Source organism: Nonomuraea ceibae (assembly GCF_019396325.1).
GTDB classification, from domain to species: domain Bacteria; phylum Actinomycetota; class Actinomycetes; order Streptosporangiales; family Streptosporangiaceae; genus Nonomuraea; species Nonomuraea ceibae.
On the sequence record NZ_JAHKRO010000068.1, the window covers coordinates 15,100 to 41,064 of the forward strand.

Annotated in this window: 24 protein-coding genes; 14 read left to right on the top strand and 10 right to left on the bottom strand. The window is 72.3% G+C overall.

The window, feature by feature from the left end:
• The first annotated feature begins 104 nt into the window (after nucleotides 1–104).
• Complete coding sequence (locus KME80_RS32200) at nucleotides 105–2,594, top strand: DNA gyrase/topoisomerase IV subunit A (RefSeq protein WP_246646120.1); 2,490 nt, start codon at nucleotides 105–107, stop codon at nucleotides 2,592–2,594.
• A 340-nt stretch (nucleotides 2,595–2,934) separates the two neighbouring features.
• Here the strand turns inward: KME80_RS32200 and KME80_RS32205 are convergent, their stop codons facing one another.
• Complete coding sequence (locus tag KME80_RS32205; RefSeq protein WP_219510272.1) at nucleotides 2,935–3,309, bottom strand: VOC family protein; 375 nt, start codon at nucleotides 3,307–3,309, stop codon at nucleotides 2,935–2,937.
• Nucleotides 3,310–3,335: 26 nt separating this feature from the next.
• Between KME80_RS32205 and KME80_RS32210 the strand changes: the two genes are divergently transcribed.
• Complete coding sequence (locus KME80_RS32210) at nucleotides 3,336–3,899, top strand: thioredoxin family protein (RefSeq protein WP_219510273.1); 564 nt, start codon at nucleotides 3,336–3,338, stop codon at nucleotides 3,897–3,899.
• On the opposite strand, the gene KME80_RS32215 is transcribed toward KME80_RS32210, so the two are convergent.
• Nucleotides 3,896–4,225 carry a hypothetical protein gene (locus KME80_RS32215; protein ID WP_219510274.1) on the bottom strand — a complete coding sequence of 110 codons (330 nt, stop codon included), beginning with the start codon at nucleotides 4,223–4,225 and terminating at the stop codon, nucleotides 3,896–3,898. The two genes, KME80_RS32210 and KME80_RS32215, sit on opposite strands and share 4 nt — an antisense overlap.
• Before the next feature lie 134 nt (nucleotides 4,226–4,359).
• On the opposite strand from KME80_RS32215, the gene KME80_RS32220 reads away from it, so the two are divergent.
• Nucleotides 4,360–4,851, top strand: a complete 492-nt coding sequence (locus KME80_RS32220; protein ID WP_219510275.1) for a beta-class carbonic anhydrase — start codon at nucleotides 4,360–4,362, stop codon at nucleotides 4,849–4,851.
• A gap of 127 nt (nucleotides 4,852–4,978) precedes the next feature.
• Here KME80_RS32220 and KME80_RS32225 read toward each other — a convergent pair whose 3' ends face one another.
• Nucleotides 4,979–7,045 carry a DNA gyrase/topoisomerase IV subunit B gene (locus tag KME80_RS32225; protein WP_219510276.1) on the bottom strand — a complete coding sequence of 689 codons (2,067 nt, stop codon included), beginning with the start codon at nucleotides 7,043–7,045 and terminating at the stop codon, nucleotides 4,979–4,981.
• A gap of 249 nt (nucleotides 7,046–7,294) precedes the next feature.
• Here KME80_RS32225 and KME80_RS32230 point away from each other — a divergent pair, with 249 nt between their 5' ends.
• Entirely contained in the window at nucleotides 7,295–7,525 is a 231-nt protein-coding gene (locus tag KME80_RS32230; RefSeq protein ID WP_219510277.1) for a DUF7455 domain-containing protein, read from the top strand.
• A 103-nt stretch (nucleotides 7,526–7,628) separates the two neighbouring features.
• Here KME80_RS32230 and KME80_RS32235 read toward each other — a convergent pair whose 3' ends face one another.
• Nucleotides 7,629–8,327: a GNAT family N-acetyltransferase gene (locus KME80_RS32235; RefSeq protein ID WP_219510278.1), complete on the bottom strand. Its 699-nt coding sequence runs from the start codon at nucleotides 8,325–8,327 to the stop codon at nucleotides 7,629–7,631.
• Nucleotides 8,328–8,412: 85 nt separating this feature from the next.
• Between KME80_RS32235 and KME80_RS32240 the strand changes: the two genes are divergently transcribed.
• Genes KME80_RS32240 through KME80_RS32255 form a run of 4 tightly spaced genes read left to right on the top strand, consistent with a single transcriptional unit; the run spans nucleotide 8,413 to nucleotide 12,191 of the window.
• Complete coding sequence (locus KME80_RS32240) at nucleotides 8,413–9,735, top strand: extracellular solute-binding protein (protein ID WP_219510279.1); 1,323 nt, start codon at nucleotides 8,413–8,415, stop codon at nucleotides 9,733–9,735.
• Nucleotides 9,732–10,631: a carbohydrate ABC transporter permease gene (locus KME80_RS32245; protein WP_219510280.1), complete on the top strand. Its 900-nt coding sequence runs from the start codon at nucleotides 9,732–9,734 to the stop codon at nucleotides 10,629–10,631. Before KME80_RS32240 ends, KME80_RS32245 begins: the two co-directional genes overlap by 4 nt.
• Nucleotides 10,628–11,452, top strand: coding sequence for a carbohydrate ABC transporter permease (locus KME80_RS32250; protein ID WP_219510281.1), 825 nt, complete (start codon nucleotides 10,628–10,630; stop codon nucleotides 11,450–11,452). Before KME80_RS32245 ends, KME80_RS32250 begins: the two co-directional genes overlap by 4 nt.
• Before the next feature lie 25 nt (nucleotides 11,453–11,477).
• On the top strand, nucleotides 11,478–12,191 hold the full coding sequence (locus tag KME80_RS32255; protein WP_219510282.1) for a YaaA family protein: 714 nt from the start codon (nucleotides 11,478–11,480) through the stop codon (nucleotides 12,189–12,191).
• A gap of 63 nt (nucleotides 12,192–12,254) precedes the next feature.
• Here the strand turns inward: KME80_RS32255 and KME80_RS32260 are convergent, their stop codons facing one another.
• From KME80_RS32260 to KME80_RS32270, 3 genes are all read right to left on the bottom strand, one after another.
• Nucleotides 12,255–13,925, bottom strand: coding sequence for an RNA polymerase sigma factor (locus KME80_RS32260; protein WP_219510283.1), 1,671 nt, complete (start codon nucleotides 13,923–13,925; stop codon nucleotides 12,255–12,257).
• A 242-nt stretch (nucleotides 13,926–14,167) separates the two neighbouring features.
• A complete protein-coding gene (locus KME80_RS32265) occupies nucleotides 14,168–16,261 on the bottom strand; it encodes a SpoIIE family protein phosphatase (protein ID WP_219510284.1) in 2,094 nt (697 codons plus the stop codon).
• A gap of 194 nt (nucleotides 16,262–16,455) precedes the next feature.
• Complete coding sequence (locus KME80_RS32270; protein ID WP_219510285.1) at nucleotides 16,456–17,025, bottom strand: HhH-GPD-type base excision DNA repair protein; 570 nt, start codon at nucleotides 17,023–17,025, stop codon at nucleotides 16,456–16,458.
• Between the two features lie 153 nt (nucleotides 17,026–17,178).
• Between KME80_RS32270 and KME80_RS32275 the strand changes: the two genes are divergently transcribed.
• From KME80_RS32275 to KME80_RS32300, 6 genes are all read left to right on the top strand, one after another.
• Complete coding sequence (locus tag KME80_RS32275) at nucleotides 17,179–17,403, top strand: hypothetical protein (RefSeq protein ID WP_219510286.1); 225 nt, start codon at nucleotides 17,179–17,181, stop codon at nucleotides 17,401–17,403.
• A gap of 123 nt (nucleotides 17,404–17,526) precedes the next feature.
• Nucleotides 17,527–19,026 (top strand): hypothetical protein, encoded by a 1,500-nt coding sequence (locus KME80_RS32280; RefSeq protein WP_219510304.1) that lies wholly within the window; start codon nucleotides 17,527–17,529, stop codon nucleotides 19,024–19,026.
• Entirely contained in the window at nucleotides 19,026–19,784 is a 759-nt protein-coding gene (locus tag KME80_RS32285) for a thioesterase family protein (protein WP_219510287.1), read from the top strand. The genes KME80_RS32280 and KME80_RS32285 overlap by 1 nt, the downstream gene beginning before the upstream one ends.
• Nucleotides 19,785–19,806: 22 nt before the next feature.
• Complete coding sequence (locus KME80_RS32290) at nucleotides 19,807–20,562, top strand: LamB/YcsF family protein (RefSeq protein ID WP_219510288.1); 756 nt, start codon at nucleotides 19,807–19,809, stop codon at nucleotides 20,560–20,562.
• Nucleotides 20,563–20,950: 388 nt separating this feature from the next.
• A complete protein-coding gene (locus KME80_RS32295) occupies nucleotides 20,951–21,568 on the top strand; it encodes a 5-oxoprolinase subunit B family protein (RefSeq protein ID WP_219510289.1) in 618 nt (205 codons plus the stop codon).
• Nucleotides 21,569–21,592: 24 nt separating this feature from the next.
• A complete protein-coding gene (locus KME80_RS32300) occupies nucleotides 21,593–22,441 on the top strand; it encodes a 5-oxoprolinase subunit C family protein (protein WP_219510290.1) in 849 nt (282 codons plus the stop codon).
• Here KME80_RS32300 and KME80_RS32305 read toward each other — a convergent pair.
• From KME80_RS32305 to KME80_RS32315, 3 genes are read right to left on the bottom strand one after another with little or no spacing between them, the layout of a single operon-like run.
• Complete coding sequence (locus tag KME80_RS32305) at nucleotides 22,431–23,261, bottom strand: PhzF family phenazine biosynthesis protein (RefSeq protein WP_219510292.1); 831 nt, start codon at nucleotides 23,259–23,261, stop codon at nucleotides 22,431–22,433. The genes KME80_RS32300 and KME80_RS32305 overlap by 11 nt on opposite strands.
• 13 nt (nucleotides 23,262–23,274) lie before the next feature.
• Nucleotides 23,275–24,822, bottom strand: a complete 1,548-nt coding sequence (locus tag KME80_RS32310) for a phospholipase D family protein (protein WP_219510293.1) — start codon at nucleotides 24,820–24,822, stop codon at nucleotides 23,275–23,277.
• A gap of 9 nt (nucleotides 24,823–24,831) precedes the next feature.
• Nucleotides 24,832–25,935: a winged helix DNA-binding domain-containing protein gene (locus KME80_RS32315; protein WP_308126013.1), complete on the bottom strand. Its 1,104-nt coding sequence runs from the start codon at nucleotides 25,933–25,935 to the stop codon at nucleotides 24,832–24,834.
• Between the last annotated feature and the right edge of the window lie 30 nt (nucleotides 25,936–25,965).

Sequence of the window (25,965 nt, forward strand, 5' to 3'; positions counted from 1 at the left end):
TTTCGGGGCAAGATCGGCACAAAAGTGATCATGTGGGCGTCCAGGCGCACGGCGAAGCACGTCGGTGTCGCGGGCACCCGCGTTTCTTCGGCACAATGTTCGACATGGCCCGACGTACCCCTGCACCCCCGACTGAGGACTTCGAAGAGCGGATCGTCGACATCGACGTCTCCTCGGAGATGCGCACGAGCTTCCTCGAGTACGCGTATTCGGTGATCTACCAGCGTGCGCTGCCCGACGCCCGTGACGGACTCAAGCCGGTGCAGCGGCGCATCCTCTACTCGATGAGCGAGATGGGCCTGCGCCCCGACCGGGGGCATGTCAAGTCCTCCCGCGTCGTCGGCGACGTGATGGGCAAGCTCCATCCCCACGGCGACACCGCCATCTACGACGCGGTGGTGCGCCTGGCGCAGCCGTTCTCGATGCGGCTGCCGCTGGTCGACGGGCACGGCAACTTCGGCTCGCCCGACGACCTGCCCGCCGCCATGCGTTACACCGAGGCCCGGCTGGCCCCGGCCGCGATGCTCATGGTGGAGTCGCTCGACGAGGACACCGTCGACTTCAAGCCCAACTACGACGGCCAGGAGACCGAGCCCACGGTCATGCCGTCGGCGTTCCCCAACCTGCTGGTCAACGGCACGACCGGCATCGCGGTCGGCATGGCGACCAACATGGCGCCACACAACCTGGCCGAGGTCGTGGCCGCCGCCCGCCACCTGATCAAGAAGCCCACGGCCACGCTCGACGAGCTGATGAAGTTCATCCCCGGCCCCGACCTGCCGACCGGCGGCACGATCACCGGCCTGCAGGGGGTGCGTGACGCGTACGAGACCGGCCGCGGCACGTTCCGCATGCGCGCCAAGTGCGCGGTCGAGCAGATCACGCCGCGCCGCAAGGGCATCGTCGTCACCGAGCTGCCCTACAACGTCGGCCCCGAGCGCGTGGTCACCAAGATCAAAGAGCTCGTGACCAGCAAGAAGCTGCAGGGCATCGCCGACCTGAAGGACCTCACCGACCGGCACAAGGGCCTGCGCCTGGTCATCGAGATCAAGAACGGCTTCATCCCCGAGGCGGTGCTCGACGAGCTCTACCGGCTCACGCCGATGGAGGAGACGTTCGGCATCAACAATGTCGCGCTGGTCGACGGCGAGCCGCGCACGCTGGGCCTGCGCGAGCTCCTCCAGGTCTACGTCGACCACCGCATCGAGGTCGTCCGCCGCCGCTCCGAGCACCGCAGGCGCAAGCGCGAGGACCGCCTCCACCTGGTCGACGGCCTCATCGTCGCGCTGCTCAACATCGACGAGGTCATCCAGGTCATCCGCTCCTCCGACGACTCCGGGCAGGCCCGCGAGCGGCTGATGGACGTCTTCGACCTGACCGACATCCAGGCCGCCTACATCCTCGACACCCCGCTGCGCCGCCTGACCCGCTACGACAAGCTGGAGCTCGACCGCGAGAAGGAGACGCTGACCGACGAGATCGCCGAGCTGACGGGCATCCTGTCGTCCGAGACGCGGCTGCGCCAGGTCGTCTCCGGCGAGCTCGCCGAGGTGGCCAAGAAGTACGCCACGCCGCGCCGCACCGTGCTGCTGGAGGCGTCCGGCGTCTCCCGCACCGCGACGGTCGAGCTCCAGGTGGCCGACGACCCCTGCCTGGCGCTGCTGTCGTCCACCGGCCTGCTGGCCCGCACCTCCAACGCCGACCCGCTGGCCGCCACCGGTGACCGCACCGCCCACGACGTGCTCGTCTCCGCCGTGCGCACCACCGTCAGAGGCGAGGTTGGCGTGGTCACGTCACTCGGCCGGCTCATCCGCGTCCAGGTGGTCGACCTGCCCACGCTGCCGCCGTCCGCCGGCCCGCCCTCCCTGTCGGGCGGGCATCCCGTCTCCGAGTACGTGTCGCTCCAGCCCGACGAGACCGTGGTCGGCCTCGGCTCCCTCGACCCCGAGAGCCCCGGCCTGGCCCTCGGCACCGCGCAGGGCGTGGTGAAACGGGTGGTGCCCGACTATCCGGCCAACCGTGACGACTTCGAGGTCATCACCCTCAAGGACGGCGACACCGTCGTCGGCGCCGTCGAGCTCGACTCCGAAGAGCACGACCTGGTGTTCATCAGCTCCGACGCGCAGCTCCTGCGCTACCAGGCGGCCCAGGTGCGCCCCCAGGGGCGGCCCGCGGGCGGCATGGCCGGCATCCGGCTCGACGGCGGGGCGCGGGTCATCTGGTTCGGCGTCGTCGACCCGGCCCGGCCCGGCCAGGTCGTGACGGTCGCCGGCTCCTCCACCGCGCTTCCCGGCACCCAGGTCGGCGGCGGCAAGGTGTCCGACTACGCCGAGTTCCCCGCCAAGGGGCGCGCCACGGGCGGCGTACGCGCCCAGCGCTTCCTCAAGGGCGAGGACGTCCTGCTGCTCGCCTGGGCCGGGCCCGCCCCGGCCAAGGCGGTCTCCTCGGTCGGCAAGCCCGTTCCGCTCCCCGACGAGATCGGCCGCCGTGACGGCTCGGGCGTGCGCCTCACCCACACCATCGGCGCCATCGGCGGCCCCCTCGCCTCCTCCCCTGACGACCCCGAGGGAGAAACTTCCCAGGAAACCGAGTAACCGCCGCCTGACCCCCGGCACGCTGCCAGCACCGGGGCCCTTCACGGACGGGCCGTACGGACGCCCGCCATTTGAGGCGGACGCCCTGAACGGCCCGTGGGCGGGCCCGGACGTGCGCGGACAGTCGTAGTGCCGCGGACCCTGAACGGACGCTATACACAGGCGGATGGCCGCCAACGCGGGCCGGCGCGGGGCCTGGGCGGGCAGGCGCAGGGCGCAGGTCTGGTCCCTCTGGTTGGGGTCTGGCGCCCGCCGTGCGCCTTGGAGGCTACGGCGGGCGTGTCGCCAGGGGGCCCGGACGGCCGGGCGCGGGGCGCGGGCGTGTGGGCCGGTGCCTGGGTCAGTCGGCGATCGTGAGGCAGAACGGGTGGCCGGCCGGGTCGAGGTAGACGCGGAAGTTGTCGCTCTCGCTCGGCTGGACCTCGTGCTTGGTGGCGCCGAACTTGAGCACCTGCTCCTCGGCCGCGTCCAGGTCGTCGACGACGGTGTCGATGTGGAGCTGCTGGGGCCGCTCCCCCTCGGGCCAGACGGGCGGCCGGAAGTCGCCGACCCGCTGGAAGGCCAGGCGCATCGACGAGCCGGTGTCCTTCAGCACGACCCAGTCGTCCTCGTCATAGATCACCGGCCAGCCGAACAGCCGGGAGTAGAAGTCCGCCAGCTTCTTCGGGTCGGGGCAGTCGATCACCGTGGAGTGGTACTCCGCGATGCCCTTCATGGCTCACCTCCGGGATGATGGTCCGCATGGCTGCGAACTCGTTCATGGTTCCTCTCGGCACGCCCGCGCCCCCGTTCGACCTCACCGCCGTCAGCGGCGGCAGCGTCTCGCTCGGCGATCTGCGCGGCTCGCCGGCCACGCTCGTGGTCTTCCTGTCCAACCACTGCCCGTACGTCCGCCACATCGAGCACGGCCTGGGCGCGTTGGCCGCCGACTACGGGTCACGCCTGTCGGTCGTCGCCATCTGCAGCAACGACAGCGTGAACTACCCGGACGACGATCCGACACACCTGGCCGAGCAGGCGGCCCGGGCCGGGTTCGGCTTCCCGTATCTGCTGGACGACACGCAGGAGGTCGCCAAGGCCTACCGGGCCGCGTGCACGCCCGATCTGTTCCTCTACGACGCCGACTTCCGGCTGGCCTACCGGGGTGAGTTCGACGGCTCGCGGCCCGGCAACGGGGTGCCCGTGACGGGCTCGTCGGTGCGGGCCGCGATCGACGCGCTGCTGGAGGGCGTGCCGGTCAGCGCGGATCAGGTGCCGGCGATCGGCTGCGGCATCAAGTGGAAGCCCGGCAACGCGCCGGCCTAGTGTGACTCCCATTCGGTGGCGGCGGTGATCGTGGCGGGCAGCGACAGCAGCAGCTCGTGCGGCTCGCCGCCCTGCCAGCCGCGCACCAGCCGGTCGCCGGCCGGGCCGGGGTTGAAGTCCTCGCACCCGAGCGGCCCGTAGCAGCCGGCCTGGTCGAGCATGAGGATGAGCGGGTCGTCGTCGGGCAGCGCCGCGGCGTAGGCGGCGGCGTCGAGCAGGGCCAGGGCGCATCTGGCGTTGCGGCCGCCGTCGTTGGACTCCACACGGTCCAGGCGGCGCCTGGCCTGGGCTCGGAAATACGCGGCGAGCGACTCGGACCTGCTCAAGACGACCCTCTTCTACGTCACGTTGGGCTAGCACATCATCACGCAAAGCTAGCAGTGATCGGGGGTCGTTCGCGAAGTACGACAGTCCGCCACCCCACGTTTTCGCGGGGGACGAGCATGGGATCATCAAGGACATGGATGCCTTCGACGACGTTTTCGCCGGTAACGCGAAGTTTGCTGAGAAGTTCAAGGAGTCTGGGCTCACCGGCACCGCCGCACGCGGGCTCGCGGTGGTCACCTGCATGGACTCACGGATCGACCCGCTCGGACTGCTGGGGCTCAAGCCCGGCGACGCCAAGATCCTGCGCAACGCGGGCGCCCGCGTCACCGACGACGTGCTGCGCACGCTGGTGCTGGGCGTCTACCTGCTCGGCGTGCGCCGGGTGCTCGTCATGCCGCACACCGACTGCGGCATGACGAAGGTGACGGACGCCGACGTGCACGACCTGACGCAGAGCAACGGCGTCGACACGCGCAGCCTGGAGTTTCACACGGTGCCTGACCAGCACGCCGCGCTGCTGCACGACCTGACCCGCATCACGTCCTCGCCCTTCCTGCCGGCGGACATGCCGGTGCAGGGAGCGATCTACGACGTGCGCTCGGGCGTGTTGCGGCCCGTGGGGTAGCGCCCCGCGGAGCGCCGGCTCGCGGGGTTAGCGCCCGAGCAGGATGGCGCCCGCAGGAGGGCGCCCCGCAGGAGGGCGGGCCGCTGGGTGGCGGCCCGCAATGTGGCGGGCCGCAGGGCGGGGGTGGTCAGGCGTCGATGTGGTCGCGGTCGACCTCGGCGGCGCTCTTGACGATGAACTCCCGCCGGGGCGCCACGTCGCTGCCCATGAGCAGGCTGAAGATACTCTCGGCCTCTTCGACGTCCTCGATGCGGACCCGGCGCAGGATGCGGTGGCGGGGGTCCATGGTGGTCTCGGCGAGCTGGTCGGCGTCCATCTCCCCCAGGCCCTTGTAGCGCTGCACCGGGTCCTTCCAGCGCTTGCCGCGCCGCTCCAGGTCGCGCAGCACCTTCTGCAGCTCGCCGTCGGAGTAGCAGTAGATGTACTTGTCCTTGCCCCGGCCGGGGTTGGTCAGCTCGATGCGGTGCAGCGGCGGGACCGCGGCGAAGACCCGCCCGGCCTCGACCATCGGCTTCATGTAGCGGTGGAAGAGCGTGAGCAGCAGGCAGCGGATGTGGGCGCCGTCGACGTCGGCGTCGGCCATCAGGATGATCTTGCCGTAGCGGGCCGCCTCGATGTCGAACGAGCGGCCCGAGCCGGCGCCGACCACCTGGATGATCGCGGCGCACTCGGCGTTCTTGAGCATGTCGCTCACGGACGCCTTCTGCACGTTGAGGATCTTGCCGCGGATCGGCAGCAGGGCCTGGAACTCGGAGTCGCGGGCCAGCTTGGCGGTGCCGAGCGCCGAGTCGCCCTCGACGATGAACAGCTCGCTGCGGTCGACGTCGTCGTTGCGGCAGTCGACGAGCTTGGCCGGGAGCGCGGAGTTCTCCAGGGCGCTCTTGCGGCGCTGGTTTTCCCGGTGCTCGCGGGCGGCGATGCGGGCCTTGGCGGCGGCGACGATCTTCTCCAGCACGGCGCGCAGCGCCTGCTTCGTGCCGCGCGGCGGGTTGGCGAACAGCTCCTTGAGCTCGCGGCTGACCACGTGGGAGACGATGCGGGTGGCCGCGGAGGTGCCCAGCACCTCCTTGGTCTGCCCCTCGAACTGCGGCTCGGGCACCCGGATGGTGACGACGGCGGTCAGGCCCTCGGAGATGTCCTCCTTGTTGACCGGGTCGTCGCCGTTCTTCAGCAGGCGGGTTTCGCGCAACTGCTCGTTGATCGTGCGCACGAGCGCCCGCTCGAAGCCGGTGACGTGGGTGCCGCCCTTGGGGGTGGCGATCACGTTGACGAACGAGCGCACGGTCGACTCGTAGCCCTTGCCCCAGCGCACGGCCACGTCGACGGTCAGCTCGCGCTGCACCTCGGTGGGCGTCATGTGGCCCTGGTCGTCGAGGACCGGGACGGTCTCGTGGAAGTGGCCGACGCCCTGCAGCCGCAGCACGTCGCAGACGGCCTCGTCGCGGGCCAGGAACTCGGTGAACTCGGAGATGCCGCCGTCGAAGCGGAACTCCTCCTCGACGCGCTCCTCATGGCGGCTGTCGATGACGACCAGGGTGAGGCCGGGGACCAGGAAGGCGGTCTGGCGCAGCCGGACGTGGATCTCGTCGAGGGAGACCTCGGCGTCGGGCAGGAAGATCTGCTTGTCGGCCCAGAACCGCACCCGGGTGCCGGTGACGCGCTTGGGCAGCGGGCCGCCGTCGCGCAGGCCGGACTTCTTGCGGAACTTGGCGGTGGGCCCGTCACCGTCGAACACGCCCGGCACGCCGCGCCGGAAGCTGATCTCGTGGATCCGGCCGTCACGGTCGACCTCGACGTCGAGACGGGACGACAGCGCGTTGACCACGGAGGCGCCCACGCCGTGCAGGCCGCCGGAGGCCGCGTAGGAGCCGCCGCCGAACTTCCCGCCGGCGTGCAGCTTGGTGTAGACGAGCTCGACGCCGGCCAGGCCGCTCTTGGGCTCGACGTCGACCGGGATGCCGCGGCCGTTGTCGCGGACCTCGATGGAGCCGTCGGCGTGGAGCTCGACCTCGATGCGGTCGCAGTGGCCGCCGAGCGCCTCGTCGACGCCGTTGTCGACGATCTCCCAGAGACAGTGCATGAGCCCGCGGCTGTCGGTGGACCCGATGTACATGCCAGGTCGCTTGCGGACGGCTTCGAGGCCCTCAAGCACCGACAGGTGACGAGCTGTGTAACCCGCCTCCACTAGCGTCACTCCAGCTCCTCTGGTCACTTGTCATCGAACACGTGTGCGTAGCCTACCGTTCTTCCCCTGCGCACGCGTACAAGCTTGCCATGCGGTCACGTTTGCCGTTACCGCCGGGCTGCTGGGCATTACTTTCGGACACATTCTGCTCTGGGCGTAGCGAGGGGGAGGTTGGGAACGTCCACGTCCGGTTAGATGTTGTTCCAAGTGACTGACGCCAGATCCTCGCTTCGGCGGGGGTGACCCGAAAGGCGATACGTGACTGGAGCTCTTGCCCCCGTTAAGCCGCTGACGGCCCTCGACCGCTGCGACCGTTGCGGTGCCCAGGCATACATTCGCGCGACCCTGCCCGTGGGCGGGGAGCTGCTGTTCTGCGCCCACCACGGGCGTCAGCACATCGCGGCGCTGCGCGAAAAGGGCGCCGACATCCTGGACGAGTCGGCACGACTCAGCGAAACCCGATCCCACGCCCCCGACGGCGAGCGCTGACTGCGCTGGCCTTGAGATAACCACATATTGCATGACAGAACGGCGATCCCGGGCCTGCCCGGGATCGCCGTTCTGCGTTCACACGCCAGATCAGCGCGCCTGGTCAGCGCACCCGGTAGTGATACGCGGCCACCGGCTCCAGCCCCTCGCTCCGGTAGAGCGCCTGGGCGGCGGCGTTGCCGGCCGTGACCACCAGGTAGGCCCGCCCGCCCCCGGCCAGCGCCCGCAGCACGCTGCGCGCCAGCCCGCGCCTGCGGGCAGACGGCAGCGTCGCCATGCAGTACACGCCGACCGTGGCGTCTTCCGTGCTCCCCTGCGGCACTCCCCTGCCGACCGCCACGGGCACGCCGTCCTCCTCCACCGCCGCGTAGCGGGCGGGCACGCCCGTGAGGATGCGCCCCGCCTCGCGCAGCCCGTCGCCGTAGCGGCCGTCGACCTGCCACCAGGTCCGCGTCCAGGCATCCCAGGGCCGGTCCTCGACCCGTACAGGATGGCCGGGCTCGCCGGGGACGGACCCGGACATCACCACGGTCGGGTCGGCCCGCGCGTAGCCGCGCCGGTCCAGCTCGGCGTCGAGGCCGGGCGTGGCGCCCGGCCCGATGGAGAACGCGCACGCCTGCCCGCGCGCCGCGTAGAACGCCTCGGCCGCCTCAATGGCCGCGCCCAGGTCGGCCGGGACGCCGAGCGGCAGCACCGAGTTCGCGCGCTTGGTCACGCCGCCCGCGTGGCGCAGGATCCAGCCGTCGTGGCGCACCTGCTCGTAGGCGGGCCACGCCTGGTGCACGAGAGCGTCGACGTTCATGGCCCGCGAGCCTAGCCGACCGGGTTTGACGGCATCACTCCAGGTAAGTGCCTCCCCCATCACATGGGCCGTGAAAGGGGTCGCCATGTCCAGGTCAGCTGCCGCGGTCGCCGCGATGCTCCTCCTGACCGCGTGCGGCGGCGTGGGCGGCCCGAGCCGCCCGGCGGGCGAGTCGCTGACCACGATGGGCTTCGGGCTGCCCGACGAGATCGCCACGGTCCGGGTGGACGCCTTCAAGAAGGCGTACCCGGGGGTGACGGTCCGGATCAACGAGGGCGCGTTCGACGAGCAGGCGTTCCTGTCGGCGGTCGCCTCGGGCAACCCGCCGGACGTGGTCTACCTGGCCCGCGAGCGGCTGGGCAGCTACGCCGCGCGCGGCGCCATCCAGCCGCTGGACGACTGCGTCAGCCGCGAGTCCATCCCGACCGGCGACTTCTACCCGGCCGCGCGGCAGCAGGTGCGCTACGACGGCCACTGGTACGGCATCCCCGAGTTCTCCAACTCGATCGTGCTCATCGTCAACGACCGGGCGGCCCGCGACGCCGGGATCGACCCGGCGAGCGTCGACACCTCCGACTGGGACCGCCTCGCCGAGCTGGCCAGGAAGATGACCAGGACGGACGGCGGCAAGGTCGAGCGGTTCGGCTTCAACCCGAAGCTGCCCGAGTTCCTGCCGCTGTGGGCCAAGGCCAACGGCGCCGACCTGCTGTCCGCCGACGGCCGCACCGCCGGGCTCGACGGCCCCGCCGTCGTCGAGGCCATGACGTACGCGAACCGCCTGGTCGAGTCGCAGGGCGGCTGGAAGCGGCTCAAGGCGTTCGTGGACACGTGGGACTTCTTCGGCGCCCGCAACCCGTTCGCCGAGGACCAGGTCGGCATGATGCTGGGCGAGCAGTTCCTGGTCTCCTCGATGGCCGGCACCACGCCGGACGTCGCGATCACCGTGCTGCCGTTCCGGGGCCGCGACGGGCAGCCGGTCAACCTGGTGGGCGGCAACGCCTGGGCCGTGCCGAAGGGCGCGCGCAACCCGCAGGCCGCCTGCCGCTGGATGAAGACGATGACCGCAGCCGAGACCTGGATCGCCGCCGCGCGGGCCCGCCAGGACAAGCGCACCCGCGAGGGCAAGGTCAACATCGGCACCTTCACCGGCAACGCCAGGGCCGACGAGACGATCTTCGGCGAGATCGTCAGGCCGAGCGGGAAGGCGCCGTTCGACGCGGCGGTCAGGACGATCCGCGCGGTGCAGCCGGCCGGGTTCGTGGTGCCGCAGTCGCCCGCCGCGGCCGAGTTCAGGAAGGCGTGGGAGGACGCGGGCACCCGCGTGCTGCTCGGCGGCCAGAAGCCGGCCGACGCCCTGGGACGCGCCCAGGCCGAGGCCCAGAAGGCCATCGACGGGGCGGCGTCGTGAGACCGGAGACCCGCTGGGCGTACGTCTTCGTGCTCCCCTGGCTCATCGGGCTGGTGCTGTTCCAGCTCGGCCCGATGCTCGCCAGCCTCGCCCTGTCGTTCACCGAGTACGACCTGATCTCCAGCCCGGAGTTCGCCGGGACCGCCAACTACGCGCGGATGGCGCAGGATCCCAAGGTCGCGGTGGCGATCGGCAACACCGTGCTCTACACCGCCCTGCACGTGCCGCTGGCCATCACGCTGGCGCTCGGCCTGGCGCTGATGCTGAACCGGATCGGCGGCCGGGGCGCCGGAGTTTTCCGGACGATCTTCTACCTGCCGTCGATGACCCCGTACGTGGCGGTGGGGGTGCTGTTCCTGTTCCTGCTGAACGGGCAGGCGGGCATGGTCAACCAGTTCCTCGGCCTGTTCGGCGTCGAGGGGCCGCAGTGGACGACCGATCCGGACTGGATCCTGCCGGGCATCGTGCTCATGTCGCTGTGGAACCTGGGCTCGACGACGATCATCCTGTTCGCGGCGCTGCGGAACGTGCCCGCCGAGCTGGCCGAGGCCGCGATGATCGACGGGGCCGGGGCGTGGGCGCGGTTCCGGCGGATCACGCTGCCGATGATCAGCCCGGCGCTGTTCTTCGTCGTGATCATCAACACGATCGCGTCGCTGCAGATGTTCGACCAGGTGTACGCGATGTTCTTCGGCAACCAGGTGACGCAGCAGGCGTCGGGCGACTCGGCGCTGTTCTACGTCGTCTACCTGTTCCAGCAGGCGTTCCAGTTCCTGCACATGGGCTACGCCTCGGCGCTGGCCTGGGTGCTCTTCCTGGTGATCGCGCTGATCACGCTCGTGCAGTGGAAGCTCGGCGGGCGGCTGGTGCACTACGAGGCGGGAGAGCGGGCGTGAGGCGGCGGCCGTTCTTCTGGATGATGCTCGCGGCGGCGTCGGTGATCTTCCTGTACCCGTTCGTGTGGCTGGTCGTCGCCTCGCTCAAGCCGCGCTCCCACACCTTCGCCGACCCGTTCGTGCCGTGGCCCGACCCGTTCGCGCCGGAGAACTACGCGGTGGTCTGGGAGGCCGTGCCGATGCTGGCGTGGCTGGTGAACACCGTGCTCGTGGGGCTGGCGGCGGCGCTCGCGGTGACGCTGTCGAGCGCCTTCGTGGCGTTCGGGTTCGCCTACTTCCGCTTCCCCGGGCGCAACGTGATCTTCGCGAGCGTGCTGGGCACGATGATGCTGCCGGCCGCGGTGACGCTCGTGCCGACGTACCTGATCTGGCACGCCGCCGGGCTGACCGGGACCCAGGTGCCGCTGTGGGCGGGCAACCTCTTCGGCTCGGCGTTCTACATCTTCCTGCTGCGCCAGTTCCTGCTCGGCGTGCCCCGGTACGTGTTCGAGGCCGCCCGGGTGGACGGCGCCACGTACCTGGACCTGTTCTGGCGGATCGCGGTGCCGCTGGCGAAACCGGCGCTGATCATCGCGTTCGTGTTCGAGCTGAAGGCGAGCTGGTTCGACCTGATGAAGCCGCTGGTCTATCTGCAGGATCCGAGCCTGTTCACGTTGCCCCGGGGGCTGAAGGCCGTCGTCGACCAGTTCTACCAGGGCGGCGACCCCAAGTGGGAGCTCGTCCTGGCCGCGAGCGTGATCACCACGCTGCCGCTCGTCGTCGTCTTCTTCGCCGGGCAGCGCTACTTCGTGCAGGGCGTCGCCACCACCGGGCACCGGTGATGACCAGGGCGTATAGGGTTCGGCTGTGCTGATTCTGCTGCCGCCGTCCGAGGGCAAGGCGTCCACGGGAGACGGCCCGCCCGTCGGAGAGCTGTCGTTCCCCAAGCTCGGCCGCCCGCGCGGGCGGGTCATGAGCGCCCTGATCAAGGCCTCGCGCCGCCGCGACGCTCTGAGCGTGCTCGGCCTGTCGCCCGGTCAGGCCCCCGAGCTGGCCAAGAACCTCGCGCTCAAGGAGGCGGCCACGCTGCCCGCCGCCGAGCTCTACACGGGCGTGCTCTACGACAACCTGGCGCTGTCCGGCCTCGACGCCGACGCACGGGCCAGGGCCGAGGAGAGCGTGCTGATCTTCTCGGGGCTGTGGGGGGTCGTGCGGCTGTCCGACCGCATCCCGCCCTACCGGCTGTCGATGGGCGTGTCGCTGAAGCCCCTGGGCGGGCTGGCGGCCTTCTGGCGCCCGCTGATCACCGCCGAGCTGGACCGGCTGCCCGGCCTGGTCGTCGACCTGCGCTCGGCCACCTACGCGGGCGCCTGGCGCCCCGGCGACCGCGGCGTGTCCGTACGGGTCTTCAAGGACGGCAAGGTCGTCAGCCACATGGCCAAGGCCACCCGGGGCGAGATCGCCAGGAAGCTGCTGGAGAGCGGCCTGACGCCCACCACCCCCGACGAGCTGGCCAAGGCCCTCGACGGCCTCGGCTACTCCGTACGGCTCGCCCCCGGCAAGCTCGACGTCGACCTCTGAACGACGAAAAAAAGGGGGGTGCGGCCCGCGCGGGCCGCACCCCCCTTTTCTCCGTGCTGGGACCTAGTCCAGGTAGTCGCGCAGGACCTGCGAGCGCGACGGGTGACGCAGCTTGGACATGGTCTTGGACTCGATCTGCCGGATGCGCTCGCGCGTCACCCCGTAGACCTTGCCGATCTCGTCCAGCGTCTTGGGCTGGCCGTCGGTGAGGCCGAACCGCATCGACACGACGCCCGCCTCGCGCTCCGACAGCGTGTCGAGAACGGAGTGGAGCTGCTCCTGCAGCAGCGTGAAGCTGACGGCGTCGGCCGGCACGATGGCCTCGGAGTCCTCGATGAGGTCACCGAACTCGCTGTCGCCCTCCTCACCCAGCGGGGTGTGCAGGGAGATCGGCTCGCGGCCGTACTTCTGGACCTCGACCACCTTCTCGGGGGTCATGTCCAGCTCGCGGGCGAGCTCTTCCGGCGTGGGCTCGCGGCCCAGGTCCTGCAGCATCTGCCGCTGGACGCGGGCCAGCTTGTTGATCACTTCGACCATGTGGACCGGGATGCGGATGGTCCGCGCCTGGTCGGCCATGGCCCTGGTGATCGCCTGCCGGATCCACCACGTGGCATAGGTGGAGAACTTGTAGCCCTTGGTGTAGTCGAACTTCTCCACCGCGCGGATCAGGCCCAGGTTGCCCTCCTGGATCAGGTCCAGGAACAGCATGCCTCGGCCGGTGTAGCGCTTGGCCAGCGAGACCACCAGGCGGAGGTTGGCCTCCAGCAGGTGGTTCTTGGCCCGGCGGCCGTCCTCGGCGATCCACTCCAGCTCGGCGCGCACGTCGACCGGAAGGCCGTCGCTCTCGCCGCCCAGCTGCTCCTCGGCGAACAGGCCGGCCTCGATGCGCTTGGCCAGCTCGACCTCCTGCTCGGCGTTGAGCAGGGGGACCTTGCCGATCTGCTTGAGGTAGTCCTTGACCGGGTCGGCGGTGGCGCCGGCGGCGGCGACCTGCGCGACCGGGGCGTCATCGTCGTCGTCGGACAGGATGAGGACCTCGTCCTCGCTCTTCTCGGCGGTCACGGCGGCGGCCTCGGCGACGACCTTGGGCTCGTCGTCGGAGTCGTCGTCGTCGGAGTCGGCCTCGTCGGTGGAGTCGGCGTCGTCGGCGATCTCCTCGACGTCGATGTCCTCGAGGTCGTCCAGCTCCACGTCGCCGTCGAGCTCGATGTCCTCGTCGTCGTCGGCGTCGGCCTTGGGACCCTCGGGGCCCTTCGGCTTGTTGTCGGCAGGCCCAGCGCTGTCCGGCTTGGCCTTCTTGGCAGGCGCGGCCTTGGCGGGCGCGGCGGCCTTCTTGGCCGCCGGAGCGGCCTTCTTGGCGGGAGCCGGCTTCTTGGCCGCCGGCTCTGCTTCGGCGGTGCCCACGACCGCGGTCACGGTCTCGGGTTGCTGCTCTTTGGCGGCCGCCGCCGTCTTGGTCTTGACGGGCGCGGCGGTCTGGCGCTTTGCTGAGCCTCGAGACTTCTTCTTCGGCGCAGCCGAATCCGCGGCGGTCACCACCACGGTCACGCCCTCTTTGCTGAGGTTCCGCAAGAACGCGGCGGCGTGCGACATGGGGATGTCCGCCTCCTCGAAGGCCTGACGGACGTCCTCAGACTCGAGGAAACCCTGCGAGCGCCCACGCTCGAGCAGTCGCTGAATGACGGGCTCGTTCAGCTCTTGTGGCTTCGAGCGAGTCGAACTTGCAGGCGACACGAACACCTCTCGAACGAACGCGTGGCGACAATGGACCCAGATGCCCGCTGGGGGGCTGATGCCTCTCTCGGAGATCGGTGAGGCCGTGCGGATCGCGACGGACCTGTCCAGCATTCTGGCACGACCACGCACTCCATACGGCCACCTCCCGGCGGTTGACCTCCACCCTAGGCCGACCAAGAGAGTAGTGCGTACGTAAGCGCGCCACTGATATCCGAAAGCAACCCTTATGACTGTTTCATTCAGTCACTCTTCGTGGCGGGCGGCACGTGAATGGCCAGGGCGGTAACGTCATCATCTTGCTCATATCCCGACAACATCCGGTCGACCAGGAAGTCCAGCAACATGTGTGGACTTCTCACGACCTCAGGCGGCGCTTCGGTCACAACACTGCAAATCTCTGCGAGACCGGCATCCAGCCCGCGCTTCCGGTTCTCGACGAGGCCGTCGGAGTAGAGCACGGCGGTATGGCCGGGCGGCACCACGAACCGGAACTGCCTACGGCTGGTCGGCCAGCCTAGCGGGGTGCCCGGCTCCGCGTCGCAGAGGATCGCCGTGCCCTGCGGAGAAACCAGCACGGGCGGCGGGTGACCGGCCAGCGCCAGCGTGCCCTCGCCCGTCGACGGCTCGACGACCATGTAGGCCAGGGTGGTGACCTGCTCTTCCTCCTCGGTCGCGTCGAAGACCCGGTCCAGGCCGGTGAGAACGGCGGCGGGCGGCGGGTTGGTCAGCGCCAGCGCCCGCATGGCGTTGCGGATGCGGCCCATCCCGGCCGCCGCCTTGACGCCCTTGCCCATGACGTCGCCGACGACCGCGGCCACGCGGCCGTCCTGCAGCACGAACGCGTCGTACCAGTCGCCGCCGACCTGCACGTGGCGGCTGCCCGAGCGGAAGCGCTGGGCCAGCTCCAGGCCCCTGACCACCGGCAGGCGGTCGGGCAGCAGGCTGCGCTGCAGCGTCTCGGCGGTGCGGTGCTCGCGCTCGAACAGCGTGGCGCGCTCCACGGCCAGCGCGCACTGCCCGGCCAGCGCCTCCAGGAAGACGCCGTCCTCCTGGGAGATCTTCTGCGGCCGGGTGAAGGAGAACCGCAGCGCGCCCAGCGCCCGGCCCGCCGCCAGCAGCGGCAGCCCGACCCAGGCGCGCTCGTCGCTGCTGGCCAGGTAGTTGGTCAGCACCTGCTCGTCGCCGCCCGCCTCCAGCAGCTGGGCCTTCAGGCTCTCGGGCGACTCGGCGAACACCGGCCGCCGGCTGTTGACCGCCATCGTCATCACGCTGGAGCTCGACAGCGGGATCTCCTCGCCGGCGGCGCCGGACGCCTCGGGGACGCCCTCGCCGTTGATCAGCTTGAGCGCCGCCCGGTCGGTGTCGAGCAGCGCCACGGCCGACCGGTCGGCGGCCAGCGCCGTGCGGCCGACGTCGATGATGACCTGCACCACCTGCTCGACGGTGAGCGCCTCGGCCAGTATGGCGGTGGCGCCCTGGAGCCGGGCGGTGCGCAGCGCGGCGGCGCCGAGCTGGTCGGTCAGCCTGCCGCGCATCTCCTCGGCCTCGCGCTGCGGCGTGACGTCGGTGTTGGCGCCCACCCACTCCACGACCCTGCCGTGCCGGATGATCGGCACCGCGCGGACCTCGAAGTGGCGGTAGCCGCTGGCCCGGGTGCGCACGCGGTAGTTCCACTCGAACATGGTGCGGCCGCGCAGCGCCTCCTTCCAGGCCTCCTCGGTCTGCTGGCGCTCCTCCGGGTGGACCACGTCCAGCCAGCCGGCCGCCAGGTATTCCTCCAGGCCCTGGCCGGTGATGGCGCGCCACTGCGGGGCGTCCTCGACCACCGTGCCGGTCGGCGAGGTGATCCAGACGAGCTGCGACTGCGCCTCGACCAGCGAGCGGTAGCGCTCCTCGCTGCGGCGCAGGTCCTCCTCGACCAGGCGGCTCTCGGTTACGTCGAGCCCGGCCAGGGCGACGGCCTGCAGCGCGCCGTCGGCGTCGTGGACCGGCGAGAACGAGACCGACCAGTAGCGGGCCTCGCCGCCGGTCGCGCGCACCCGCACGGGCCGCTCGGAGACCGGCGCGTCGCTGCCGATGACGGCCTGGACGCCGTGCGTGATGAGCTGGCTGAGGTCGGCCGCGAGCGTCTCGGACGGCGCGCGTCCCAGCAGCCGCTCGGCGGGCACGCCGACGACCTCGGCGAACACGTCGTTGACCCGCAGGACGCGGGTCTGGGTGTCGAAGAAGGCAAAGGCGAACTCTGCCTCGGACAGCAGGCCCTCGAAGAGGGCGGAGTCTGAGACGTCCACATCCGACTCCCGGGGACGGGGAACGGAGGTCTCGGCGCTCATGGTCGGCACCTCCGTCGCGTGCCAGGGTCTCCCACGCGGCACATCTCCATAATCGTGTATCGGCGTAGCGCAGCTCCGGGCGACCGGATTCTGCAGTACATCATCTGCGATGGGCGGGCGCGGACGGAAGCCCCGGCCGCCATACGGTCAACGCATCCTGTCAAAATCGCTCCACGTTGCGCAGCAAGATCAGGCTACTCGGCCTTCGCCGCCCGCTTGGCCGCCTGCTTGGTGGCGCGCACTCTGCCCAGGCTGTCGGCGTCGACCACGTCCGCGACCGAACGGTAGGACCCCTGCTCGCCATAGGGGCCGGCCGCCTCGCGCCATCCTTGCGGCTGGACCCCGAGCTGCTTGCCCAGCAATGCCAAAAATATCTGGGCCTTCTGCTTGCCGTATCCCGGAAGGTCCATCAGTCGTTTGAGCAACTGCTTGCCGTCGGCTGCCTCGGTCCAGATGCGCTCGGGCTTGCCGTCGTAGTGCTCGACGAGGTAGGCGGCGAGCTGCTGGACGCGGGCCGCCATCGACTTGGGGTAGCGGTGGACCGCCGGTTTGGCGGCCAGGAGCGCGGTGAACGCCTCGGGGTCGCAGGCCGCGATCTCCTCGGCGGTGAGCTCGTGCCCGAGCCGTTCGGAGATGGTGTAAGGGCCCGTGAACGCCCACTCCATCGGCACCTGCTGATCGAGCAGCATGCCGACGAGCAGGGCGAGCGGACTGCGGCCGAGCAGTTCGTCGGCCTCCGCGCGCTGGGTGAGCTGGATGCGCATGGGAACAGCTTCGCACGAAAGCCGCTCCCGAGAAGCGAAGACAGCCGTCGTGGAGGCTTGACACCAGCCCGAGAAAAGATGAAATGAGAGCGCAAGTCACCTGCGTCCATTCCTGGGGGTTTGCCCTGGGGCATCCAGAGGAATCTCACACCTATGCTCGCTCTGGCCACACGCTTCCTCAAGGAGCCGGTCAGTCTCAGGCTGGCCGAGGAGTTCCTGACCGTGCCCGTGGACACCATCGACCGGTGCGTCGAGGACGTGTGCGTGTGCGCGCAGCACCTCGGCATCACCGCGACACCCGAGATCGTGGAGCGGATCGCCCGCGAGCACCTGCTCGCGATCGTCAACTCCGCGCCGCCGCCGCGCGCCCCTCGATAACATCGGAGTCACCGGGCCGCGTTCTGCGCACCGTTTCCGCCTGGAATGCGAGAGAGTGAGGGCGTGCGCCGACACCGACGAGACCCCCGGGAGAGCCCCCCGCCCGACGACGTGTTCAAGGAGATGGTGCAGGCGGCCCGCGAACTGCTGGCCGTGCGCAGCCCGCTCGACGCGGAGCTGATGGTCTCCGACATGGTCGGGGCCTGGTGGGGCAGGAAGGTGCGGGGCGGCGACGTCGAGCAGGTGCTCGGTGAGGGGCTGGTCGACTACGCGGCCAAGGCCGGCACCCCCGCCTCGCTGACGCTGCTCATCTGCCTGGCCTACCTCGGCACCGCCCGCCAGGGCGCCAAGGCCGAGGGCGCGGCGCTGGCCATGATGGAGTCCGGCGTGGCCAGGCCCGGCTGGGCCGACCGGGTGGGCGCGGTCAAGCCCACCGGCTGCTACGTCTCCCGCGACGCCTACGGCGACCAGGACACCGTCATCTGCACCTTCGCCTACCGCTGGAACGAGGACTCCACCCCCCGCCACAACCAGGACCGGCACGCGCTGGTCATGGTCGTCGACCACAACATGTCCGGCATGGCGCGCGACGCCTGGGTGTCCTCCCACGTCGACAAGCTGCTGGAGCAGGCCAGGGCCGAGGCCGCGGGCAACCCGATGCTGCTGTTCGAGGAGATCGAGCCGCAGCAGGCCAGGGCGCTGCTCGAATCGGCGATGAAGGCCACCGGCGAGCCCAAGACGCCCCCGCCCGTCAGCGACAGCTACAGCGCCTACCACGCCTTCGCCCGCGCCCGCCTCAAGGCGCTGCCGCCCGGCCGCAAGCGGCCCGCCCCGCTGCACATCGAGGCCCCCTACAGCCGCGAGCGGCGGGCGATGCTCGCCGCCGAGTTCCTCGCCTCCGACGCCGCCGAGCACCTGTCGGACCCGTCGGCCGCCTCCCGGTGCGCCGACCACATCATCGACTACGGCTGCGAGCAGGACTTCGGCCGGCCGCTGCGGGTCAGCCCGACCAAGTGCGAGACGTTCCTGCTCGACTGGCTGCCGCGCAAGGTCATGCTCTCGCAGGCCGAGCAGGAGGCGATGCCGCACGCGCTGTCGGCCTGGGTGCGCTTCGCCGCCGCCCGCACCGGCCTGCCCGAGCAGGGGCTCAAGGCCACGCTCGACGCGGTGTGGGGGGCGATCGGCAAGTTCCCCGAGGCCTACCGCGACCCGACGTCGTTCGGCATCGACCGGCCGCTGCTGGAGCGCCTGCTGCCCGACGGCGACCTGTCGGCGCTGGCCAGACGGGCGTTCGCGTTCCCGTTCCTGCAGGGCGTGCACAACGGCGTCGACCTCGACCGGCTCAACCCCGCCGACGCGGCGGACCGCCGTACCCTCCTGGAGATCGACCACGTCGGCGCGATCGACGAGGAGCACCTGGCGTGGCACGAGGAGATCGCCACCCGCCTGTGGGACGGCGACCCGCCGCAGCTGTGGGAGGCAGCCCAGCGGCTGCTCGACCTCGGCCACGACCGCCACGACGTGCTCCACGTGCTCATCGAGATCGCCGAGCGCATCGGCGGCGACCCCGAGGAGCTGGCCGCCGCGCTCGACGACATCGCCGACATCCCCGACGAGATCTGATGGCCATGTACACGCGGCTCGCGCCGGGCCGCTACCGCGCCTCCGAGCACACCCAGGGCCCGTGGGACCCGGCCACGCAGCACCTCGGGCCGGTGACGGCGCTGCTCGTGCACGAGCTGGCGCTCACCGCGCCCCGTCCCGGCCTCGACCTGGCGCGGCTGGCCGTCGACGTGCTCGGTCCCGTCCCCGTCGGCGACCTCGACGTACGCACCGACGTCGTGCGCGACGGCAAGCGCGTGCAGTGCCTGTCGGCGTCGGTGAGCGGCGGCGGCCGCGAGCACGTACGGGCCACCGCGTGGCGCATCCGCGAGGCCCCCACGCCCGCCACCCCCGCCGCCGACCCGCCGCCCCTGCCCGGCCCGCAGGGCGAGTCGTGGATCTCGACCGGCTTCGGCTACGGGCGCGCCACCGAATGGCGCTTCGCCCGCGGCGGCCCCGACGAGCCCGGCCCCGCCACCGCGTGGGGCCGCTGCCGGGTGCCGCTGGTCGACGGCGAGGAGATCACGCCGATGGAGCGGCTGGCGCTGTTCGCCGACAGCGGCAACGGCATCAGCCTCGCCCTCGGCTTCGACACCCACCTGTTCGTGAACGTCGACCTGACCATCTCCCTGTTCCGCGCGCCCGCCGGCGAGTGGATCTGCCTCGACGCCGCCACCGCCATCGGCCCGTCCGGGCGCGGCCTCACCCGCTCCACCCTGTACGACCTCGACGGCGAAGTCGGCAGCGCGACTCAGACCTTGTTCGTCGCGCCGAGGTAGCCGCTCACGCCATGATGGGGTCATGGTGATGGACCTGAACGCGGACCTCGGCGAAGGCTTCGGCATCTGGCGGCTCGGCGACGACCTGGCGCTGCTCGACATCGTCACCAGCGCCAACGTCGCGTGCGGCTTCCACGCCGGCGACCCGGTGACCATCCGGCGCACCTGCGCCGCCGCCGTCGACCGGGGGGTGTCCATCGGGGCGCAGGTGTCCTACCGCGACCTGGCCCACTTCGGGCGCCGGGAGATGGAGGTCGAGCCTGAGGAGCTCTGCGCCGAGGTGCTCTACCAGCTCGCCGCCGTCGACGGCATCGCCCGCGCCATGGGCGGCCGCGTCTCGTACGTGAAGCCGCACGGCGCCCTCTACAACCGCATCTGCCGCGACCGGGAGCAGGCCGAGGCCGTCGTCGACGCCATCGCCGACTACGACCCGGCGCTGCCGGTGCTCACGCTGCCCGGCTCCGTGGTCCACACCGTCGCCGCCGCCGCGGGCGTCCCCACCGTCGCCGAGGCGTTCGCCGACCGCGCCTACACCGCCGACGGCGCCCTGCTCCCCCGCCGCCTGCCCGGCGCCGTGCTGCACGACGCCGCCGACGTCTCGGCCCGCGCCGTCCGCATGGCCCTGTCCGGATCGGTCATCTCCGCCGACGGGGCCGAGGTCCCGGTCAAGGCCCGCTCCCTCTGCGTCCACGGCGACACGCCCGACGCCGTCCACCTCGCCCGCACCGTCCGCGACGACCTCCTGGCCGCCGGCGTCGTCCTCCAGGCCTTCGCATGACCGCCCCCACGCGGCCCCTGCCGCCCCGCCGCCTCCCCTCGCGCGAGCTCCCTCCCCGCGAGACGCCCTCCCCCCTCCGCCCGGCCCGCGAGACTCCCTCCCGCCGCCTCCCACCCCGTCGTCTCCCCTCCCGCCAGGCCCACACCTCTGGTGGACACGCAAAGGCCACGCCCCTGCCGGACCACCGGAACGGCGCCCCCTTCCGGCAAGGGCCCCACCTCCCGGAGGTGGGGCACCGCGCTGCCAAGAGCGCGCCCCCGCTGGAGGGCGCTTGGCCTTCGGCGAGAGAGTGGGGGTCTGCCCAAGAGGACCGTGGCCCGGTCTGGCCGGGCGGCCTCGTGGGGGCGGCGGTGCGGAGGGGCGGGCGCAGTCGCCGGGAGGCGGGCGGGTGATTCGGCGGGTCGGGGAGCACGGGCTGCTCGTGGAGACGGGCGCGCTGGACGTGTCGCACCGGCTGGACGCCGCGCTGAGGGCCGAACGGCCGCCCGGGGTCGTGGAGGTGGTGCCGGGGCCTGAGACGGTCCTGGTGGTGGCTCCGGGGGCCGAGCAGGGCGGGTTGCGGGCGCGGCTGGGCGAGCTGCTGCGGCGGTGCGCGGCGGCCGGGGTGACGGAGGCGCCCGAGGAGAAGGACGTGGTCCGGGTGCCCGTCGTCTACGACGGGGCGGATCTGGAGTCGGTGGCCGAGCTGGCCGGGGTGCCGGTGGACGAGGTGGTGGCCCGGCACACGGGGCGGGAGCTGGTGGTGGGCTGGCTGGGGTTCGCGCCGGGGTTCGCGTATCTGACGGGGCTGGACCCGGTGCTGCACGTGCCCCGGCTGGCGACGCCGCGGACGTCGGTGCCCGCGGGGTCGGTGGCCGTGGCGGGGCCGTACTCGGCCGTGTATCCGGCGGCGTCGCCGGGCGGGTGGCGGCTGCTGGGCAGGACGGGGCTGCGGGTGTGGGACGTGACGGCGCGCCCGCCGTCGGCGTTCCGCCCGGGGACCCGCGTGCGCTTCGAGGCCGCATGATCGAGGTCCCATGATCGAGGCCGCATGATCGAGGTGCTCGGGTCCGGTCCGTACGCGACCGTGCAGGATCTGGGGCGCCGGGGGCTGGCGCATCTGGGGGTGCCGCGTTCGGGGGCGGCCGACGAGGCGAGCCTGCGGCTGGCGAACCGGCTCGTCGGCAACCCGGAGGGGCTGGCGGGGATCGAGGCGACGTTCGGCGGGCTGCGGCTGCGGTTCGGGCGGGGCGCGTGGGTGGCGCTGGCGGGCGCGCCGTGCCCGGTGCGGGGTCCCGCGCGGGCGGGCATGGGGGTTCCGTTCTGGGTGCCCGGGGGCGGCGAGCTGGCGCTGGGGGCGCCGGCGTGGGGGCTGCGGACGTACCTGGCGGTGCGCGGCGGGGTGGCGGTGGAGCCGGTGCTGGGCAGCCGGTCGACCGATTCGCTGTCGGGCCTGGGGCCGCCTCCGCTCGCGCCGGGGACGAGGCTGCCGATCGGCGACGCGGCGGATCGGGGCGGGATCGGGGTGGATCTGGCGCCGCTTCCGGGGCCGGGGCCGGCGGTGCTGCGGGTGCTGAGGGGCCCGCGTGACGACTGGTTCGCCGAAGGGGCGCTGGCGGCGCTGTGCGCGGCCCCGTACGAGGTGAGCCAGGACAGCAACCGGGTGGGGGTGCGGCTGCGCGGCGCGGAGCTGGCGCGCGGCCGGGAGGGGGAGCTGCCGAGCGAGGGCATGGTGGCGGGCGCGGTGCAGGTGCCGCCGAGCGGGCAGCCGATCGTCTTCCTGGCCGACCATCCGCCGACGGGCGGCTACCCGGTGATCGCGGTGGTGCGTGAGGCGGATCTGGGGGTGGCGGCGCAGCTGCGGCCCGGGGACGAGGTGCGCTTCCGCGTCACAGGCTGACGTGGCCGCTGACGCGGGTGACGACCGAGCCGCCCACCCAGACGTCGTCGCCCTCGGCCGTGATGCGGACGCGGCCGGCGCGGCCGAGCGCGGTGCCCTGGCTGACCGTGTAGGGGGCGGTGACGCGGCCGGTGCGCAGGAGCCACTGGGCGACCGAGGCGTTGAGGCTGCCGGTCACCGGGTCCTCGGTCGTGCCGCCGTCGTGGGGGCAGAAGGCCCGCAGCTCGTACGCGTACGGCGACCCGGCGGGGTGCGGGCCCGCCACGCCGACGTCGACGGGCACCCGGCCGGGCCGCAGCGCGAGGACGGCGTCGGCGTCGCGGAGCAGGAGCGCGACCCAGCCGGGGCCGTTGTCGGCCCATTCGGCGTCGACGACGTCGTCCCTGGCGATGCCGAGCGCGGCGGCGAGGCCGGTCAGCAGCGTCTCGTCCACGGGGCCGGAGCGCAGCAGCGGCGGCGCGGCGAAGGCGAGGTCGCCGCGGTCGTCGCCGCGCACGCGGATCAGCCCGGCGCCGCATTCCTGGACGACGGTCCGCGAGTCGCGCGGGACGCCGCCCGCCTCCAGCCAGGCGTGGCAGGTGCCGAGCGTCGGATGCCCGGCGAACGGCAGCTCGGACGTGGTGGTGAAGATCCGTACCCGGTAGTCGGCGCGGGGGTCGGCGGGCGGCAGCAGGAACGTGGTCTCCGACAGGTTCGTCCAGTGGGCGAAGCGCTGCATCTCCTCGTCGGTCAGCCCGTCGGCATCGAGCACGACGGCGAGCGGGTTGCCGCCGTAGGGCGTCGAGGTGAACACGTCGACCTGGCGGAAGGGGCGCTGCATGCTCGCGAGTCTGTCAGAACCGCCGGGAGCGGCGCAGCGCCGGGGGCCGCCCGTCGGGGTCGACGGCGAGCCGGTAGAGCGGCTGGGCCAGCATCCTGCGCACGCGGCCGAGGCTGGGCCCGGGATGCGGGCGCAGCCGGCCGGGCGGCCTGGGCCCGCGACGGCCGCCGCGGTGCCAGGCGTCGAGCGCGCGGGCCGAGGCGGCGAACGCCTCGAACGCGTCGCGGGGGTCGCACAGGCCGGACGGGTCGCGGTCGAGGTGCTCGCCCGCCAGGAGCAGCCGCAGGTCGCGGGCGAATTTGCGGGCCCCGGCGGGCGGGCGCGGGTCGGGCTCCTCGTCGACGACGGCGCAGCTCAGCTCCGAGTCGTACGTCCACGAGCGCAGGTTGACGTTGTCGGAGCCGATCGAGGCCCACACGTCGTCGACCACGCACACCTTGGCGTGCACGTAGACGGGGGTGCCGGCGTGGTTCTCCAGGTCGTACACGCCGAGCCGGTCGCCGCCGGCGCGCCGGAGCCTGGCCAGCGCGTCGGCGCGGCCTATGAGGCTGGCCGGGGCGGCGAGCCAGCCGTCCTGGTCGGGGTGGCGCGGCACCACGATGATCATGCGGAGCCCGGGCTCCCGTTCGAGCGCGGCGGCGAACGGCTCGATCACCTCGGTGGACCACAGGTACTGGTCCTCCAGGTAGACCAGGGACCGGGCCCTGGCCAGCACCTTGTGGTAGGCCCTGGCGACGCTGCGCTCGCCCAGGGGCGCGAAGGGGTAGGCGGACCGCCGGTAGGGGTAGGTGCGCAGGAGCTGCACGGCGTGGGTGCCGGCCGGGGCGGGCGGCGGACCCGGGTCGGGCAGGGCGGGCACGTCGTCCATCCGCTCGACGTGGTCGCGCAGGCGGCGCAGCGGCTGGCGGGTCTCGGGGGCGGGGTCGTCCCAGCGCTCGCAGAAGACGGTCTCCACGTCGGCCACGGCGGGGCCGTGCACGGCCACCTGGGCGTCGTGCCAGGGCGGGGTGTCGCCGTAGACGTCCGGCATGGGCGCGGCCTGCGGGTCGCCGCGGTGGGCGGCGTCGTCGCGGCGGCTGTGGCACAGGTCGATGCCGCCGACGTAGGCGACGTCGGCGGCGGCGTCGCCGTCGTGGCGCAGGACGACGAACTTCTGGTGGTGCGAGCCGCCTGGGCGGACCCGGGTGTCGAGCAGGCACTGGCCGCCGGCGGCCTCGATGTCCTCGCCGAGGTGGCGGTTCTCCGCGGCGCTGAAGCGCAGCCGGTCGAGGTGGGAGCGCCAGATCAGGCCCCGGACGAGCGCTCCCCGGTGCGCCGCCGCGGCCATGGCGCTCGCCACGCCGGGGCCGTCGCCGGTCAGCCGCTCGTCGGGGTCGCCGCGCCAGTCGGCGAACAGCAGCAGGTCGCCCTTGCCGAGCCGGTCGAGCGCGGCCCGCAGGTCGGCGAAGTAGGCGGCGCCGTGGACGAGCGGGCGCACGAGGTTGCCGGTCGTCCAGGCGCCGAGCCTGGTGGCCGGGTTGCCCCGCTCCTCGCGGGTGAGGAACCACTCGTCGAGCCGCACCCCGCCCGGCTACCCGGCGGCGGCCCCGGCAATCAGCTTCTCGGCGCGGGAGACGGCGGCGGCGAGCGGATCACCGGGGACGGGCTCGAACAGGTCGGCGGTGACCCGGCCGCCCTTGGCCTCCCAGACGCCGGCGACGTGCCCCTGGTGGAGGACGACCGGGGAGATCCAGCCGGCCTGGCGGCTCACTCTCGCCTTGACGGCGGCCGGGACGAGCGGCTCCAGGGAGCGGGGCGCGCCGAGGATGTAGGGGTCGAAGCCGGGCAGCAGGTGGACCTCGTCCGCCGGCCGGGCGGCGGCCAGGTCGTCGAGGTGCTCGGTGAGCGCCAGCAGGGTGTGGCCACCGGCCTCGACCTCGGTCAGCTCGCCGGCCAGGTCGCGGAACCAGCCCTTGAGCACTGCCTTCCTGGCGACGCCGCCGAACAGCCAGCCGTCGAGCATCTCCGGCGTGGCGGGGCCGTGGGCGGCCAGGAAGGCGCGGGCGATCCGCACGCCCGCCTCCTCCTGCGGCGGCAGCTCGGCGGGCCAGCCGGGCAACCAGGCGCGGGGCGCGGTGAAGGTGACACGGCCGTCGCGCGGCGGGCCGTAGCACAGCTCGCCGAGGCGGCTGAGCGGCTTGAGCAGCGCCCCCCAGCCGGAGGTGAGCGCCTCCCGCAGGTGGGCGTCACCGGTCACCTCGACGACGGCGTCGACCAGCTCCTCCCTGGTCTTGGGCGTGTCGCCGAGCGCCTGCGGGACGGCCTCGACGATGGCGGCGATCTCGGCGGCGGTGACGCCGTGGCCGCGCTGCCAGGAGCCCTTCTCCCAGAACCGCAGCGTGCTCAGCGCCGCGCAGTAGCCGGGCAGCTCGTCGGCGGGCAGCAGGTGCAGGGTGCCGCGCATGACCCAGGTCTTGACCAGGGTGCGCTCGTCCCAGAGCGCCCGCTCGACCTCGCCGGGGTCGGGTGAGGCGGCGCGGACGGCGACCGCGTGCTGGGCGGAGGAGGCCACCTGGGCCTGCACCCCGCACAGCCGGCGGGCGATCTCCACGGCGCCCGGCCCGCCGGGGCCGCTCACGAACTGCCGGCGCAGCCGCCAGGCGAGGATCTGCGGCCAGCTCAGGTGGATCGTCACCCGGCCAGTTGTACACGGCCGGGCCGACAG

What these genes read in the sequence shown, in the direction of transcription:
- KME80_RS32275 (WP_219510286.1), top strand. Translation starts at nt 17,179, where the DNA reads ATGCTCGCTCTGGCCACACGCTTCCTCAAGGAGCCGGTCAGTCTCAGG.
- KME80_RS32300 (WP_219510290.1), top strand. Translation starts at nt 21,593, where the DNA reads ATGATCGAGGTGCTCGGGTCCGGTCCGTACGCGACCGTGCAGGATCTG.
- KME80_RS32290 (WP_219510288.1), top strand. Translation starts at nt 19,807, where the DNA reads ATGGTGATGGACCTGAACGCGGACCTCGGCGAAGGCTTCGGCATCTGG.
- KME80_RS32235 (WP_219510278.1), bottom strand. Translation starts at nt 8,327, where the DNA reads ATGAACGTCGACGCTCTCGTGCACCAGGCGTGGCCCGCCTACGAGCAG.
- KME80_RS32305 (WP_219510292.1), bottom strand. Translation starts at nt 23,261, where the DNA reads ATGCAGCGCCCCTTCCGCCAGGTCGACGTGTTCACCTCGACGCCCTAC.
- KME80_RS32205 (WP_219510272.1), bottom strand. Translation starts at nt 3,309, where the DNA reads ATGAAGGGCATCGCGGAGTACCACTCCACGGTGATCGACTGCCCCGAC.
- KME80_RS32270 (WP_219510285.1), bottom strand. Translation starts at nt 17,025, where the DNA reads ATGCGCATCCAGCTCACCCAGCGCGCGGAGGCCGACGAACTGCTCGGC.
- KME80_RS32220 (WP_219510275.1), top strand. Translation starts at nt 4,360, where the DNA reads ATGGATGCCTTCGACGACGTTTTCGCCGGTAACGCGAAGTTTGCTGAG.
- KME80_RS32210 (WP_219510273.1), top strand. Translation starts at nt 3,336, where the DNA reads ATGGCTGCGAACTCGTTCATGGTTCCTCTCGGCACGCCCGCGCCCCCG.
- KME80_RS32240 (WP_219510279.1), top strand. Translation starts at nt 8,413, where the DNA reads ATGTCCAGGTCAGCTGCCGCGGTCGCCGCGATGCTCCTCCTGACCGCG.
- KME80_RS32285 (WP_219510287.1), top strand. Translation starts at nt 19,026, where the DNA reads ATGGCCATGTACACGCGGCTCGCGCCGGGCCGCTACCGCGCCTCCGAG.
- KME80_RS32265 (WP_219510284.1), bottom strand. Translation starts at nt 16,261, where the DNA reads ATGAGCGCCGAGACCTCCGTTCCCCGTCCCCGGGAGTCGGATGTGGAC.
- KME80_RS32280 (WP_219510304.1), top strand. Translation starts at nt 17,527, where the DNA reads ATGGTGCAGGCGGCCCGCGAACTGCTGGCCGTGCGCAGCCCGCTCGAC.
- KME80_RS32200 (WP_246646120.1), top strand. Translation starts at nt 105, where the DNA reads ATGGCCCGACGTACCCCTGCACCCCCGACTGAGGACTTCGAAGAGCGG.